Source organism: Stenotrophomonas sp. YIM B06876, assembly GCF_030711595.1.
In the GTDB taxonomy this organism is placed as follows: Bacteria; Pseudomonadota; Gammaproteobacteria; order Xanthomonadales; family Xanthomonadaceae; genus Stenotrophomonas.
Genome location: NZ_JAUJUJ010000047.1, coordinates 1 through 15,847, shown reverse-complemented (window position 1 = coordinate 15,847; position 15,847 = coordinate 1). Strand labels below are relative to the sequence as shown.

11 protein-coding genes and 1 pseudogene are annotated in these 15,847 nt (G+C 67.2%); 7 read left to right on the top strand and 5 right to left on the bottom strand.

Annotated features, from left to right (window positions below; genetic code table 11):
• Positions 1-692: 692 nt before the first annotated feature.
• Positions 693-3,194 carry a DEAD/DEAH box helicase gene (locus QZH66_RS13600; protein ID WP_345783847.1) on the bottom strand — a complete coding sequence of 834 codons (2,502 nt, stop codon included), beginning with the start codon at positions 3,192-3,194 and terminating at the stop codon, positions 693-695.
• 180 nt (positions 3,195-3,374) lie between these two features.
• On the opposite strand from QZH66_RS13600, the gene QZH66_RS13595 reads away from it, so the two are divergent.
• Entirely contained in the window at positions 3,375-3,809 is a 435-nt protein-coding gene (locus tag QZH66_RS13595; protein ID WP_305806478.1) for a hypothetical protein, read from the top strand.
• A gap of 103 nt (positions 3,810-3,912) precedes the next feature.
• Positions 3,913-4,197, top strand: coding sequence for a hypothetical protein (locus QZH66_RS13590; protein WP_305806477.1), 285 nt, complete (start codon positions 3,913-3,915; stop codon positions 4,195-4,197).
• A 176-nt stretch (positions 4,198-4,373) separates the two neighbouring features.
• Here the strand turns inward: QZH66_RS13590 and QZH66_RS13585 are convergent, their stop codons facing one another.
• Complete coding sequence (locus QZH66_RS13585; protein ID WP_305806476.1) at positions 4,374-5,795, bottom strand: TIGR00366 family protein; 1,422 nt, start codon at positions 5,793-5,795, stop codon at positions 4,374-4,376.
• Between the two features lie 224 nt (positions 5,796-6,019).
• Here QZH66_RS13585 and chrA point away from each other — a divergent pair, with 224 nt between their 5' ends.
• From chrA to QZH66_RS13570, 3 genes are all read left to right on the top strand, one after another.
• Positions 6,020-7,225: a chromate efflux transporter gene (chrA, locus tag QZH66_RS13580; RefSeq protein WP_305806475.1), complete on the top strand. Its 1,206-nt coding sequence runs from the start codon at positions 6,020-6,022 to the stop codon at positions 7,223-7,225.
• A gap of 241 nt (positions 7,226-7,466) precedes the next feature.
• Positions 7,467-9,197: a cytochrome c biogenesis protein DipZ gene (locus tag QZH66_RS13575; RefSeq protein ID WP_305806474.1), complete on the top strand. Its 1,731-nt coding sequence runs from the start codon at positions 7,467-7,469 to the stop codon at positions 9,195-9,197.
• Between the two features lie 605 nt (positions 9,198-9,802).
• Positions 9,803-10,246: a hypothetical protein gene (locus tag QZH66_RS13570; protein WP_305806473.1), complete on the top strand. Its 444-nt coding sequence runs from the start codon at positions 9,803-9,805 to the stop codon at positions 10,244-10,246.
• 57 nt (positions 10,247-10,303) lie between these two features.
• On the opposite strand, the gene QZH66_RS13565 is transcribed toward QZH66_RS13570, so the two are convergent.
• Positions 10,304-10,600 (bottom strand): hypothetical protein, encoded by a 297-nt coding sequence (locus tag QZH66_RS13565; protein WP_305806472.1) that lies wholly within the window; start codon positions 10,598-10,600, stop codon positions 10,304-10,306.
• A 77-nt stretch (positions 10,601-10,677) separates the two neighbouring features.
• Positions 10,678-11,082 (bottom strand): hypothetical protein, encoded by a 405-nt coding sequence (locus tag QZH66_RS13560; RefSeq protein ID WP_305806479.1) that lies wholly within the window; start codon positions 11,080-11,082, stop codon positions 10,678-10,680.
• A 265-nt stretch (positions 11,083-11,347) separates the two neighbouring features.
• On the opposite strand from QZH66_RS13560, the gene QZH66_RS13555 reads away from it, so the two are divergent.
• Positions 11,348-12,391, top strand: coding sequence for an AI-2E family transporter (locus QZH66_RS13555; RefSeq protein WP_305806471.1), 1,044 nt, complete (start codon positions 11,348-11,350; stop codon positions 12,389-12,391).
• Positions 12,392-12,590: 199 nt separating this feature from the next.
• On the top strand, positions 12,591-14,510 hold the full coding sequence (locus QZH66_RS13550) for a peptidase M61 (RefSeq protein WP_305806470.1): 1,920 nt from the start codon (positions 12,591-12,593) through the stop codon (positions 14,508-14,510).
• 702 nt (positions 14,511-15,212) lie between these two features.
• Here the strand turns inward: QZH66_RS13550 and QZH66_RS13545 are convergent.
• Positions 15,213-15,847: pseudogene (locus tag QZH66_RS13545) on the bottom strand (hypothetical protein); the annotation flags it as partial.

The following is a 15,847-nucleotide window of genomic DNA, read 5'->3' as shown; positions in this document are numbered from 1 at the left end:
CCGCGCGCGCGCGCAGCCCGAGCAGGCGTCGCAGCGAAGCACTGTCCTGTGGCCGGCGCGGCGGCGCGGGTGCCGACGGCATTGGCGCGGTATTCCTCTCGCTACCGGTGACCTCGGCGGGCGCAGACGTGATCGGCTTGTGCTGGAGCTGCTCGACCCAGCCGAAGACCGACGTCTGCTGCGGAGCAGGTCGGAGAGGCATCCGTCGCGAGGCCGCGGAGCTGTCCGGAGCAGGATCCGGGCCGGATGTTTCCGAAGGCAAGGTCGTGACATCGATGGGTGCCCCGGGATCCTCGCGGGCCGCACCCATGGCAGTGATCGGCGCTGCCGGGGACGGTCCAGTGGCGACTGATGGCCCGTGGCCACTGGACGCCGCTCCTGCACGGGGATCCTGCGAGAGGAAGGGCGCGGCGGAGGACGGCACNATGTTTCCGAAGGCAAGGTCGTGACATCGATGGGTGCCCCGGGATCCTCGCGGGCCGCACCCATGGCAGTGATCGGCGCTGCCGGGGACGGTCCAGTGGCGACTGATGGCCCGTGGCCACTGGACGCCGCTCCTGCACGGGGATCCTGCGAGAGGAAGGGCGCGGCGGAGGACGGCACGCCGCCCGGCCGGGCTTCTGCCGAGGCGCGTGGCGCCGGCGCGTGCCCGGCCTGCCGGCGCAGCGCCTTCAGTTTGTCCAGGCTGATGCTCATGGCAGCAGGTCGAGGGCTTCGTCGGTCGCGGTGGCGGCAGGCACCGTGTCGCAATGGGCGGCCGACAGCAGCGACAGCACCTTCAAGCCCAGCGCCTTGGGCGTCGTCCCATCCTGCTCCTGCGCGGCCAGCACCGGGCCCACGCAGGCCGGACAGCCGGCCTTGCAGTCGCAACGCTGCACCAGTTCACGCGCGCGCAGTACCAGTTCGGCCTGGCGCTGCCACAGCGGTTCGCTCAGGCCCACGCCGCCGGGGAAGTTGTCGTACAGGTACACCGTCGGCACGAAGCTCTGCTGCAGCTCCACCGCATCTTCGCCGCCCTCTGCGCCGCGCAGCTGGCCGCGGCCGCTGGCATCGGCCACCGCGAACCACGCACCGTCGCCGTTGCCCACCGCCTTCTGCAGGTCGCGTGCATCGGCCATCACCGCCACCGTGGCGACGATGTGCAGCGCATAGGCCGCACCGAGGAAACCATCCAGCGCGTCCTGCCGCGCCTGGAATGATTTGAGCAGCGTGGCCTGCGGCAACTGCCACCACACCGCGGTGGTGTGCAGCTCCTGGTCGGGCAGGTTGACCGGGCCGTAGCCGATGTTCTCGTGGGTGTAGTAACGGATCTTCTTGTAGCCGGCCACGCGGCGCACCACATGCACTTCGCCGTGATGCGAATCGCCGCGCCCGGCCGCGTCGCCGTCAAAGCGGTCCAGCACCTTGAGCCTGGTGAAGTCGATGCTGTCGGTGTAGTAATCGACATGGGTGCGGGTGACGTAGGCCTTGCGGCCCTCCCAGTCCAGCCGCTCCACCTGGTAGGGCGTGCTCTGCACCATGTGGATCGCGCCTTCATACAGTGTCAGCGCGGCGGCCGAGTAATCCACCTCGGCGATGATCTGCTGCTTGCCGTCGCTGCGGTCCACCACCACGAAATTGCCGTCGGCCACCGCGCGCAGGCTCACCGCGTTGGCCGGATAGCTGTCGGCGATCCATTCCCAGCGCTCGCCTTCGCGATGGATCACTTCGGTCTCGGCCAGCGCTTCGAGGAACACCAGCGGGTCGATCGGCCCGAACGGTTCGCCGCTCATGAACGGCAGCTCGAACGCGGCGCAGCGGATGTGGTCGAACAGGATCAGCGGCTGGTCCGGGGCGATGCGCGCATGTTCGGGCGAGGCGTTGATGAAGAAATCCGGGTGCCGCACCACGTACTGGTCCAGCGGCTGGCTGCTGGCCACCATCACGCCGAGTGACGGCTGCAGGCGGCGGCCGGCGCGGCCGAAGCGCTGCCACGTCGCCGCCACGCTGCCCGGGTAACCGTTGAGGATCACCACATCCAGCGCGCCGATATCCACCCCCAACTCCAGCGCCGAGGTCGAGATGATGCCGTCGATGGTGCCGGCGCGCATCGCCCGCTCCACCTCGCGGCGCTCGGTCGGCAGATAGCCGCCGCGATAGGCGCGGATGCGGGGCGGCTTGCGCGGATCGTGGTCGAAGATGTCCTTCAGGTATTTGGTCAGCACTTCCACCATCAAGCGGCTCTGCGCGAACACCAGCGTCTTCAATCCGGATTTGATCGCGATGCGGGCGATGCGGTTGGCCTGCGAACGCGCCGAGGCGCGCAGGCCCAGATCGGCATTGACCACCGGCGGGTTCCACAGCAGCACGTGCTTGTCACCCGACGGCGCGCCGGACTCGGTGATCGCGCGCACGTCGTGTTCGATCAACGCCTCGGCATGCGCCTGCGGATTGCCGATGGTGGCCGAGCACAGGATGAACTGCGGCTCCACGCCGTAGAACGCGCAGATGCGCTTGAGCCGGCGCAGCACGTTGGTGACATGGCTGCCGAACACGCCACGATAGGTGTGTACCTCGTCGATCACCACATAGCGCAGATTCTCGAAGAACTGCGCCCACTTGGTGTGATGCGGCAGGATCGCCTGGTGCAGCATGTCCGGATTGCTGACCACGATGTCGCCATGCAGGCGGATCGCCTGGCGCGCGTCGCCGGGGGTATCGCCGTCGAAGGTGAAGGCTTTGACCCCCAGATCGCCGGCGCGATTCAACTCCAGCAGTTCGGCCACCTGGTCCTGCGCCAGCGCCTTGGTCGGGAACAGGAACAGCGCTTTTGCAGCCGGCGCCTTGCCATCGCGCCCGCCCATCGCCGCGCTCACCACCGGCAGGGTGTAGCACAGCGACTTGCCCGAGGCGGTCGGGGTGACGATGGCCACGTGCTCACCGCGTTGGGTGGCCTGCCATGCTTCGGCCTGGTGCGAATACAGCTGTTCGATGCTGCGCGCCTGCAACGCCGCCTTCAGCGCCGCGGGCACGTCATCGGGAATCGGCGCATAGCGGCCTTCGCGCCCGGCAACGGTGAAGCTGCCGGTGATGCGGTCGTGGTAACGCTGTTCCAGCCGCCGGGTCAGCACCGCGCCATCGCGCGAAGGCAGACCATCGGTGGTGGCCAGCGCCTGTTCGCTGGCGGCGGTACGGGGGGCAAGCGCGTAAGCCATGGTGCGGAGTTCTGATCAAAGGTCGGCATGGAAGCACAGCGAGGTCTCAGGTTGTGAGACGGGAAACTGAAAGGTTCAGCCGCCCCGACAACAGAAATTGAAGGTGGCATCCGTATGCTGCCGGCTTTCGCACGAGCGGGTCCGTTGACGATGGTTCGGTGGTTCCGGCAGGGGGCAGCCATGGCGCTGCTGATGATGGCGGGCGCAGCGCAGGCCCAGGCGCAGCAGACCGATGCGCCGCTGGCCCGCGCCGCCGCCGAGCCCGCGCCCGCGCCCGACGCCGCGCAAGGTGACATCACCACCCTGGGCCAGGTACGTGCGCTGAAGCCGGAAGACGGGCAGCCGCTGGATCTGTACCGTTTCCGCAATCCGATGCAGCCGGCGCCGAACCGGTTCAGTCGCGATTGGAGCGAACCGCCATCGCCGGAACAGGTCAGCCAGGGCGGCGGCTATCTGCTGCTTGGCATCAATTACGGCCTGATGGCGGCGGCCAAGGGCCTGCACAAACTCAGCGGCGGTCGCGACCAGATCCAGACCGCCACCGCACGGCCACCGCCGTTGAGCGACGCGCAGCTGCGCCGGGCGGCGATGAACTGCGAAGCACAGGGCTGCTGAACGCCCCGGCGCGCGCCTTCAACCGGCGCCGCCGGTTCTGGTCGCGCCGGGTTTCGGGTATATGTGAATACGCTATTCACCTGACCCGACTTCGAGGATCGACGTGCTGACCTATTACCGTGCTGGGCGCCTTGCCGCCCGGATTTTCATCAAACTCGGCTGGGCCATCCTGATTGCATTCGCCATTCTTGTGATCGTTGCGATCACGGGCATCTCCTGGCTTCAAGGCGGTTCTGGCGGATTTGGCATGCTTCCGGGCGCGCTGCTCGGGCTGCTGCCACTGACCTTCGCATGCATGGCCACCATCCTGTTCGGCCATGTGGCATTGGCCGTGTTCGATATGGCCGATGCCTCGGGCAAAGCGGATCCATCGCGGCAGCACCCATAACTGAAAACCGGGATAGGAGTCGAATGCGTCGACGCTGCCCGCGGCGCTGCAGATCGTGACTGCAGTGAGCCGGCGGAGGGTCGGCCGGCAACCGCTGCGCGCGGATGTTCCGGCCCTGTCAAACAGCACCGCCTCGCCGGAGCGTGGCGGTGCCATCCGGTTGCGCCAACGTGCGGTTACGGCATCACCGGCGGGTGGTAGGTGAGCGTGCTGCCCAGCCACCACAACAGGACCAGCAGCAACGGGGTGTGCACCAGCAGCTGCACGAAAGTGAAGCCGATCAGGTCGCGCGCCTTCAGCCCCAGCACGCCGAGCAGCGGCAGCATGTAGAACGGGTTGATCAGGTTCGGCAGCGCTTCGGCCGCGTTGTAGATCTGCACCGCCCAGCCCAGGTGGTACTTCAGGTCGTTGGCCACCAGCATCACGTAAGGGGCTTCGATGATCCATTTGCCGCCACCGGACGGGATGAAGAAGCCCAGCACCGCCGAGTAGCTGCCCATCAGCAGCGCGTAGGTGTCGTGGCTGGCCACGGTGGTGAACGCGGTGGAGATCAGGTGGGCGACGCTGTGGCCGCCGGTGCCGGTCACGTCGGTCATGATCGCGGCGATCGAGCCGTACAGCGGGAACTGGATCAGCACCCCGGCGGTGGACGGCACCGCGCGCGTCACCGCATCCAGGAAGCTGCGCGGGCGCCAGTGCAGCAGCGCGCCGACCATCAGGAACAGCAGGTTGTAGGTGTTGAGTCCGGAGATGGCCTGGATGGCCGGCTTGGTCGAGAACTCGTTCACCAGCCAGCCGCCGGCCAGCACCACCAGCAGCAGGATCAACAGCGGGCTGTATTCCAGCCACTCACCTGGACGCGATGCCTTTTTCGCCACCGGCGCCGCCGCAGGCTGCACATCCACGCCGCAGTCGGCCGCACTCCTGGCCGTGGCTTCGCCCGGCGCGGTGACGTAGGCCACGATCAGCGAGGCGATGACCAGCGCGCCCAGCAATACCCCGGACTGCCACAGGAAGATGGTTTCGGTGAACGGGATGACGCCGGTGATCGACAGGATCGATGGCGGCAGGCTGGCCGGGTTGGCCTGCAGCTGCGCGGCCGAGGACGACAGCCCCAGCGCCCAGGTCGCACCCAGCCCCAGATAACCGGCGGCACCGGCAGCGCGGTAATCCATCTTCAGGTCGCTGCGGCGGGCCAGTGCGCGCACCAGCAGGCCGGCAAACACCAGGCTCAGGCCCCAGTTGAGCAACGAGGACACCATCGATACCGCGGCCACCCAGCACACCGCGCTGCGGCCGGTCCGGGGCAGGCGCGCCAGCTTGTCGATCAACTTCGACGCCGGCCCCGAACTGGCCACCACGTAACCGCCGATCACCACGAACGCCATCTGCATGGTGAAGGGAATCAGGCTCCAGAAGCCGTCACCGAAGGCCTTGGCGGTCTCGGTCGGCGCGCCGCCGTTGGCAATGGCGGCCACGCTCACGGCAAACAACGCCAGCGCGGCGAACACCCACGAATCGGGGAACCAGCGCTCGGAAAAGCGGGCGCAGCGCAAGGCGAAGCGCGCGGAAAGACTGTCTTGGGTGACCTGGGACATGGGTGTGCCGACTGCAGAAACGGCCCCGACAGTAGCAACCTGCCAGGGGTTCCAACACTGTACTTTTGTAGAAGCGGGCGCCTGGCACGGCGCACCGGCGCAGTGCGCCCCGTTCATGGGTGCGCGAAGGGGGCGCAGCCGGGCGCCGTCAAACCGGGCCGGCGACGGATATCACCCATCCCGGGGTGCCCCGAGCGGGGCGGACGTCGAGCAGAATGCGGGCCATGACCGAGACCGCAAAAACCGATGACGGCCCCGGGGCGGTGTTCCTGGTCTTTCTGCGCCTGGGCCTGACCAGCTTCGGCGGGCCCGTCGCGCACCTGGGCTACTTCCGCCATGAGTTCGTCACCCGGCGCCACTGGCTGAGCGAGCGCAGCTATGCCGACCTGGTGGCACTGTGCCAGTTCCTGCCCGGGCCGGCCAGCAGCCAGGTCGGGATTGCGCTGGGGCTGTCGCGGGCGGGCTACCGCGGCGCATTGGCGGCCTGGGCCGGCTTCACGCTGCCCTCGGCCATCGCGCTGGTCCTGTTTGCGCTGGGCCTGACCCGCTACGGGCAGGTTGTTCCCGCCGGGGTGCTGCACGGGCTGAAAACGGTGGCGGTGGCCGTGGTCGCCCAGGCGGTGTGGGGCATGGCCCGCACGCTGTGCCCGGACCGTGCGCGGGTCACGCTGATGGCCGCGGCGGCGTGTTGCGTGCTGCTGGTGCCGGCGGCGTGGGCGCAGGTGGGCGTGATCCTGTGCGCGGGGCTCATCGGCATGGGGCTGTTCAAGTCCGGTCAGGAAGCCGTGCACGAGTCCTTGCCGGTGATGGTCCGGCGCCGCGCCGGCGGGCTGTGGTTGACGCTGTTTTTCGCGCTGCTGCTCGGGCTGCCGTTGTTGGATGCGCTGTTTCCAGGGGCGATGCTGGCGCGGGTCGACGCGTTCTACCGCACCGGCTCACTGGTGTTTGGCGGCGGCCATGTGGTGCTGCCGTTGCTGCAGGCCGAGGTCGTGCCGCCCGGCTGGGTCGGCGATGACGCCTTCCTGGCGGGGTACGGCGCCGCGCAGGCCGTGCCGGGACCGCTGTTCACCTTCGCCGCCTTTCTGGGTGCATCGATGCAGGGCGCGCCGTCCGGCTGGCTGGGCGGGCTGGTCTGTCTGCTGGCGATCTTTGCCCCCTCGTTCCTGCTGGTGCTGGGCGCATTGCCGTTCTGGGAGCAGCTGCGCCGCAACGTGCGCACCCGGGCGGCGTTGTCCGGCATCAATGCCGGCGTGGTCGGCCTGTTGTTGGCCGCGCTGTATCAACCGGTGTGGCGCAGTGCGATCCACGCACCGCAGGACTTCGCCCTGGCCCTGGTCGCACTGGTGGCACTGATGTTCTGGAAGTGGCCGCCGTGGCTGGTCGTGCTTGGCACCGGGGTTGCCGGCGGGCTGGTGACGGCGCTGCCGTGAAGAAAACCGGGGTCAAAAACCGGGGTCAGAGCCGATTGAATCGCTTGCCCCCCGCACCGCTCCTGGACAGGCATTTGGCGGCGGCCCGCGGCAGCATCGCCGCTGCTTGAACCCAGGCCGCAACGCCATCGTCCAAGCCCGGTGACACCTGCACTTCACAGTGCGCAAATCGGCGCCGGCGCACTGTCGGTATTGCCCGCGCCACACGCTGCGCATGCCCCGGATCTGATGGTGTCCCCCGATGATCTTCCTGCTGATCGCCTATCTGGGCGGTGTGCTTACCATCCTCAGCCCCTGCATCCTGCCGGTGCTGCCATTTGTCTTTGCCCGTGCCGACCGGCCATTCCGGCGCAACGGGCTGCCGATGCTGATCGGCATGGGCGTGACCTTCGCGCTGGTCGCCAGCCTGGCAACCGTAGGGGGCGCCTGGGTGGTGCGGGCCAACCAGTACGGGCGCTGGGTGGCGATGGCGGTGTTGGCGCTGCTCGGTCTGACCCTGATCTCGCCGCACATAGCCGCCGCCCTCAGCCGGCCGTTCGTGCGCCTGGGACAATCGCTGTCGCAGCGCGCCGATGCCCATGGCGATTCGGTATGGGCATCGCTCGGACTGGGCGTGGCCACCGGGTTGCTGTGGGTGCCCTGTGCCGGGCCGATCCTCGGCCTGCTGCTGACCGCCGCGGCGATCAACGGCGCTAGCGTGGCCACCGCGTTGCTGCTGCTGGTGTACTCGGCCGGTGCCGCCACCTCGCTGGCGTTGGCGCTGCTGATCGGCGGGCGGGTGTTCGCGGCGATGAAACGCACTCTGGGCGCCGGCGAATGGCTGCGCCGCGCGCTGGGCGTGCTGGTGCTGGCGGGTGTGGCCGCCATCGCCCTCGGGCTGGATACCGGCCTGCTTACCCGGGTATCGCTGGCCAGTACCGGGCCGCTGGAACAGAAACTGCTGCAGGCACTGCACCCAGCGCCCGTCACCCGCGCGGCGGCACCGGGCGCCGAAACCAATGTGCTGCTGGCCGACCTGGGCCCGATGCCGTCGCTGGCCGGCGCCACGCTCTGGTTGAACAGCCCGCCGCTGACCACCGCCGGGCTGCGTGGCAAGGTGGTGCTGGTCGATTTCTGGACCTACTCCTGCATCAACTGCCTGCGCGCGCTGCCTTATGTGCGCGCCTGGGCGGAGAAATACGCCAAGCAGGGGCTGGTGGTGATCGGCGTGCATGCACCGGAATTCGCCTTTGAAAAAGACCCCGGCAACGTGCGCGATGCGGTGCGCGAACTGGGCATCCACTACCCGGTGGCGCTGGACAACGACTACGCCATCTGGCGCGCGTTCAACAACCAGTACTGGCCCGCGCACTACTTCATCGACGCCAGGGGCCGCATCCGCTACGCCCATTTTGGCGAAGGCGAATACGACCGCAGCGAAGCGGTGATCCGCCAGCTGCTGCGCGAGGCGGGCGATACCCGTCTGCCGCAGGCCGGCACCCGGCCTACCGCCGCCGGCGCGCAGGCCGCCGCCTCCAGCAACATGCAGCAGTCACCGGAAACCTATGTCGGCTACGAGCGCGCCAGCAATTTCGCCGGTGGCCGGCTGGTCTACGACGACAGCTGGAACTATCACGCCCCCTCGCAACTGCGCCCCGATCAATGGGCGCTGGATGGCCACTGGACCGTGCAGCGCCAGTTCGCCCATGCCGACCAGGCCGGTGCGCGGGTGCTGTACCGCTTCCGCGGCCGCGACCTGCACCTGGTGATGGGGGCCGCGGCCGATGGCAAACCGCGCCGCTTCCGCATCCGCCTGGACGGACTGGCCCCGGGCACCGACCACGGCGTGGATACCGACGCCGACGGTCAGGGCGTGATCAGCGAACACCGGCTGTATCAACTCGTGCGGCAGAAGGACGGCGGCGGCGAACGCCTGTTCGAGATCGAGTTCCTCGATCCGGGCGTAAGCGTCTATGCGTTTACGTTCGGCTGATCGAAGAACCCGGGGCCGCTCGTAATCGGAAGAGGTAAATCGATTCTGGCCCTTGTTCTTTTTGTTTCCGTCAGTAGATAGCGCTTGCTATCTGCCGCGATACGGCTCGCAGCCGACTCCGTCGCTATCGCGGTCCAAGTGCGGGCCATAGCCGGGGTCGCCGCGACGAACAGGCGCCGCTCCCGCGGCGCGGGCTTCATCGCAATTACGGAATACCCGCCCATTGCTGGGCGACGGCCGAGCGGGGGAAGGCGCAAGCGCCGCCGGCTGAAAGCTGGAGCGCGGTGCGCTGTAGCTTGGTGCACCCCGATGACAGTGATAGCCCCCGTTCTTGCGGTCGTTATGGCAACCCTCTTTGTTCAAGCCACCGGAATGCGCGTGGGCTGCGGTGCAAGTTGCTAGCAGCAAGCCAACGCCAATAAGGGATCTTCTACAACTGGTTGGATTTAACATTAATATCGCGCCCCCAACGCAACGAAATTGGACTCTAGTGCCTGTTTTCAGGAAACTTGGCTCTGACTCCAGTTTTTGCGGCAAAGTCCAGTTCGCTTGCTAATTAATCAGCGCCCCATTTATTTTTATGCTCAATATCACGGAGACTATGCATGCACATGATTATCCGATGGTTCGGACCGCGATGGTCGCTACAGGTCATTCATGGGAACGAAGTTTTATATATTGTTAAACAGAACTCGGTAATTCGTTTGGCGAGCTTGGTTTCCAATCTATTTCTTGAGTACGGTAATCCAAGGAGCCCATGGCGCCTGCGTTTAAATTTTAATAGAAGCAATTCCGGGTTTGACCTTCAGCAGCACCATTACATTAACGAAGAGTGGAATTTCTCCGAAGATTTGAAGCAAATGTTGAAGAGCATTGACTCGAATTATGGGCAAATACGTGGTGCGGATCCGGTTGCACTTGATGCAAAGACAAAAAAGCAGATCCCGCTATTTTCATATCGATCCGCGGAAGATTTTATCAGCCCGCGTTCTGCAAACAGAGTAACACTCTCGTCCGTCCTGTCCGGAATATTTGGCGACGACGAATGATGATGGCTAGCTGTGATCTCTCAAAGGGTTTTTCATCTGCCTACTGACGTTGCACGCCTATTTTTCCACCGGCAGGGGTGGTAGGCGGAGCAACGGAACAATCTCATAGTCTTTGTCGCACGGATGAATGCAATCAGCCAATTTTTTTTCAGCAATATCAGGCATGCAAGCGAATACATCGTAACAAATGCTTCCAGAAATACTGATAGTAAAACACTGCGGCGCCGAGGCGGATTGGGCAATCCCACGTATCTTTTTTGCCAGCTCCAGATCTACGGTTCCTTGTTCCAGTGCGGCAGCAGCTAAGCGCAGCGTGTCAATCCACGGGCTGCGGACCTTAGATATTGAAGTCATTCATCTGTCCTTAGTTGTTTGAGATATAAATGGATAGCTGCCGCGACAGCTGAAAGAGTAAAAAGGGTCAGGTTCACTTATCCACCTTGGCATCGCTGCCAACCACCTTCCGCGGCCGAGACCTGCTCCCATCCGTTCTTCAGGCGCTTGAACGCCTGCCCGCCCACGCAGGCGTAGCCCAGCGTCTTGGCGTGGTCGGAGCCCAGTGGCGGTAGATGGATGATCGAATCGGACGGCGCGGGTCGGCCCTGGCGGCGGGCTTCGTTGCGCAGGGTGATGTTCTCGATGCCCTGGCAGTAACCGGCCATGCCGGGAGGCGGATGACCGCGGTACTGCTCGCAATTGAATGGGGTGGTGTCGCGCGCCATCGAGTTGTGCGGCTGGCGCGGTGGCCGAATATGTTTGCGCGGCTGCACGCCCACCGCCGAACGCACTGTCTGCGCCGGGGCGGCAGCGGTGCACAGCAGCAGCGCGATAAACATCCAAGACACGCCTTGGCGTGCGCCGGTATTGCCACATTCCATGTGTCCCCCTGTGATTCCTGCGGGAATCGGACTGGACGGAGAGTCGCCGACGCGGCGGCTTTATTCAAGCCGGTGCCCGGGCAGCGGCGGGGTGGACGCTCGCGGTTGCTGCTGCGCTGGCGGCGCCGAAACCCCACCCGCACGGCTGCGCTCATCACGAAATGGCGGCAGCCGGGGCACTAACGTGCGCGCTCAGCCGGGATTTCGCCGGCAGGGAGCGGGTATGCAATCGTCTTCGTCCTTGCGGCCGTATGTGGCGCGGGTGCTGGTCACGCTGGCGCTGGTGGGTTTGGCCCTGCTGGTATGGCAGCTGTCGAATCTGGTGCTGGTGATCTTCGGTGCGGTGGTGGTGGCGGTGCTGCTGCATGCGCTGGGCGCGCGGGTGACGCGCTACACGCGGTTGTCGCCGGGGCTGGCGTTGGGCGTGGTGCTGGTATTGCTGGTGGCCGGGTTCGGCTTGTTGATCTGGCTGTTCGGGGCGCAGCTGGCCGGGGAAATGGAGTCGCTGAAAAAGACCCTGCCCGATGCCTGGACGCATTTCCGGCAATGGCTGGATGCCGGCCCGGCCGGGCCGATCGCCAAACAGGGGATCGACCAGCTGCACGCCAGCATGAGCGGGCTGGCGGCCAAGGTCGGGGCGCTGGCGATGTCGGCCTCGGGCAGCCTCACCGATATGGTGTTGATGGCAGTGGGCGGCATCTATCTGGCCGCGCAGCCGGCGCTGTACCGGCGCGGCACGTTGAAGCTGTTTCCGGCCGACCGGCGCGCGCTGGTGGGCGAGGCGATGGATGCCAGCGGCCATGCGTTGCGGGCGTGGCTGGGCGGGCAGTTGCTGGCGATGACGGTGGTGGGCACGTTGACCGGCATCGGCCTGTGGCTGCTGGGCGTACCGGTGGCGTTCGGGCTGGGGCTGATCACCGCGCTGCTGGATTTCGTGCCCATCGTCGGGCCGATCCTGGCGGCGATTCCGGCGGTGCTGCTGGGCTTCACGGTGAGCCCGCAGGTGGCGCTGGGCGCGTTGCTGGTGTTCGTGGTGATGCAGCAGCTGGAAAGCCACCTGTTGCAGCCGCTGATCCAGCAGCGGGTGGTGCACCTGCCGCCGGCGCTGCTGCTGGTCTCGCTGTTCGGCATCGGCTCGCTGTTCGGGCTGCCCGGCGTGGTGCTGGCCGCACCGATGACGGTGGTGATCTTCGTGCTGGTCAAGCGCCTGTACGTGAAAGAGGCGCTGCACACCGATACCCCGATTCCCGGCACCGACGCCGACTGACGCCGGTTCGCACCAGCGCCGCGGCCGCCATCGCGTCCGCGATCACGGGGTTTCGCCGGGACGGCGATCATCCGGCAGCCGCCGAGCATGCCCGCCGCACAGAAAATGGCACCAGGCACGGTGGCCATGCCCTTCGGCTCATGCGCGCCCGGCATCCTGCGCAGACCATGGGCGTTCTTTTTCGAGCGAGGTCTGCGTGATGCGTGTATTGCAACTGGCGGCGTTGGGTGTGGCGTTGTTGACGGCCACCGGGCTTGCGGCAGCGGTACCGAACGTGCCGACGACGGATGCCCGCGGGGTGGCGATCAGCGAGGCGCCATATCCGGGCACGATCACGCTGGACGTGGATGCCACCGACCTGGGCCAGCGCGTGTTCAAGATCCGCCAGAGCGTGCCGGTGGCCGCCGGCCTGCAGCGCTTCCATTACCCGGCGTGGCTGCCGGGCACCCATTCGCCGAGCGGGGCGATCGAGAAGCTGGCCGGGCTGGTGATCACCGCCAACGGCCAGCGGCTGGAGTGGATGCGCGACCCGCTGGATGTCTACACCTTCAACGTGCAGGTGCCCGAGGGCGTGGCCACGCTGCAGATGGACTACCAGTTCCTCAGCCCCACCGACGCCGCGCAGGGCCGCGCGGTGATGACCCCGAACATGCTCAACCTGCAGTGGAACGCGATGGTGCTGTATCCGGCCGGGCACGCCGCGCACGCCATCACCTACCAGGCCAGCGTGCGCTACCCGCAGGGCTGGGAGGCGGCCAGCGCGCTGGGCGTGGCCAGCCGTGACGGCGACACCGTGCATTACGCGCCGGTCAATCTGGAAATCCTGGTGGACTCGCCGGTGTTCGCCGGCCGCTACCACCGCACCTTCGAGCTGTCCGCGGCCGGCACCCGCCCGGTGCGGCTGAACGTGTTTGCCGACCGCGCCCGGGATCTGGAAGCCAAGCCCGAGCACATCGCCCAGCACCGCGCGCTGGTCACCCAGGCGCGCAAGCTGTTCGGCGCCGAGCACTACGACCACTATGATTTCCTGTTCGCGGTGACCAGTCAGCTCGGCGGCATCGGCCTGGAGCATCAGCGCTCCAGCGAGAACAGCGAAGGCCGCGATTACTTCAGCGGCTGGGACGCCAAGATCGGCAGCAGCGATCTGCTCGGCCACGAGTACACCCATTCGTGGGACGGCAAATACCGGCGCCCGGCCGATCTGGCCACGCTGAACTACAACGTGCCGATGCAGGGCAGCCTGCTGTGGGTGTACGAAGGGCAGACCCAGTATTGGGGCAACGTGCTGACCGCGCGGTCCGGACTGCGGCCGATGGAGGCCTCGCGTGATGCGCTGGCGCTGGTGGCGGCCACCTACGCCGACAACCGTCCGGGGCTGGAATGGCGCACGCTGGGCGATACCACCAACGACCCGGTGATCGCACGGCGCCGGCCCAAGCCGTACCGCGGCTACCAGATGAGCGAGGACTACTACCAGGGCGGGCAGATGCTGTGGCTGGAAGCCGACGCGCGCATCCGCAAGCTCAGTGGCGGCAAGCGCCGGCTGGATGATTTCGCCCAGGCCTTCTTCGGCCGCAACGATGGCCAGTGGCAGCGGCCGGACCCGTACACCTTCGACGAGGTCGCCGCGACCCTGGAGCAGGTGCAGCCCACCGGCGACTGGGCGCAGTTCCTGCACGCGCGGGTGGAGGGCAGGATCGACCTGACCGGCGGACTGGCCGCCAGCGGCTGGAAGCTGGTCTATCGCGACAAGCCGTCGGCCTATTACAAGGCGCAGATGAAAGGCCGCGGCGCCAACTTCATCTACTCGCTGGGCATCGCGCTGGATGCGGCCGGCAAGGTCACCGAAGTGCGCTGGGACAGCCCCGCCTTTGCTGCGGGCGTGGGCAGCGGCATGCAGGTGATGGCGGTCAACGGCCTGCAGTACAACGCCAGTGATATGGAAGACGCGGTGCGCGCGGCCAAGGACAGCGCGCAGCCGCTGGTGCTGCTGGTGAAGGAGATGGATGTGTACCGCACCCTGCACATCGCCTACCACGGCGGCCTGCGCTACCCGCACCTGGAGCGCATCGAAGGCACCCCCGACTACCTGACGCCGATCCTGAGCGCGCGCAAGTAAGCGGGACCAGGCAGCGCCCCGCATTGCCTTGGCGATGCGGGGCCTTCTGCCTGTGTCATCTGCGATGTTGTGCCCACTGCGATGTCCGGCCTCGGGTCATTGCTTGCCACCGCCGATTCAGCGTGAGTGCCGACCGTTGGTCGGCACTACAAAGAGCCGGCCCTGCCGGCACGGGGAGTCCGCCGCGTCGCCGGCACCGGGGTGTCGGCACACCGGTAGAGCCGGGCAACGCCCGGCTGCCTTTCAATCCGGGACCACACATGCAGGGGCAGGTCCGGGTGATCGTTGCGGTGGAACGGCGGCCGGTGTGTTTGCCGACCGCTGGTCGGCACTACGGGGAGCCCGCCCTGCCGCTACGGGGAGCCCGCCCATCGCCGGTGTGTTTGCCGACCGCTGGTCGGCACTACAGGAAGCCGGCCCTGCCGGCACGGGGAGTCCGCCGCGTCGCCGGCACCGGGGTGTCGGCACACCGGTAGAGCCGGGCAACGCCCGGCTGCCTTTCAATCCGGGACCACACATGCCGGGGCAGGTCCGGGGGATCGTTGCGGTGGCACGGCGGCCGGTGTGTTTGCCGACCGCTGGTCGGCACTACAGGAAGCCGGCCCTGCCGGCACGGGGCGTCCGCCGCGTCGCCGGCACCGGGGTGTCGGCACACCGGTAGAGCCGGGCAACGCCCGGCTGCCCTCCTGCTTTGGGCGTATTTCAGGAGTGAGCGACCGGCCTTCGGCGTTCCAGCCACCACAGCAGCGTCGCGCAGACGAGGAAGCCGGCCAGCCAGGGCCAGCGGCGACCGGGGCGGGGAACCGGCGTGCCGGTGGGGGCGCCGGGCGATGCGCCAGCGGCCAATTGCAATGTCGCCTCGCGCTGGCGGTAGCGGTGCATGGGGACGGCTTCGTCCGCGGCGAACACCAGGAACGGCCAGCGCTGCTCGCCCTGCACCAGCGCGTGCCAGCCGGACTGGTGCGGCCAGTAACCGGCGCAGGGGGAGGGACCGGTGGCCGGGTCGGGCTGCAACGCGGTGCGCTGGCCGTCCGGTGCGACCACCGCCGCGTCCCCGCCCAGCCTGCACAACGCCAGCCGCTCGCCGGCCCATGCGGTGGTCGGCAACGCGGGCGGCGACGTGTCCACCGGCAGCGGACGGGCGAGGGTGGCGAACACCCCGCTCCACAGTTCGCCATGCAGGTCATCACGCCCGGCCAGCACCCAGCTGAAGCTGTCGCTGAGCGGCAGCACGCCGATGCGGCCGCGCCCGTGCGCGGTCCACGCGCCCAGCGGCGTGCCGGCAGCATCGTGCAGCAGGGGCACGGTGCCCGGTCCGTTGGCGTCGGTACGGATCC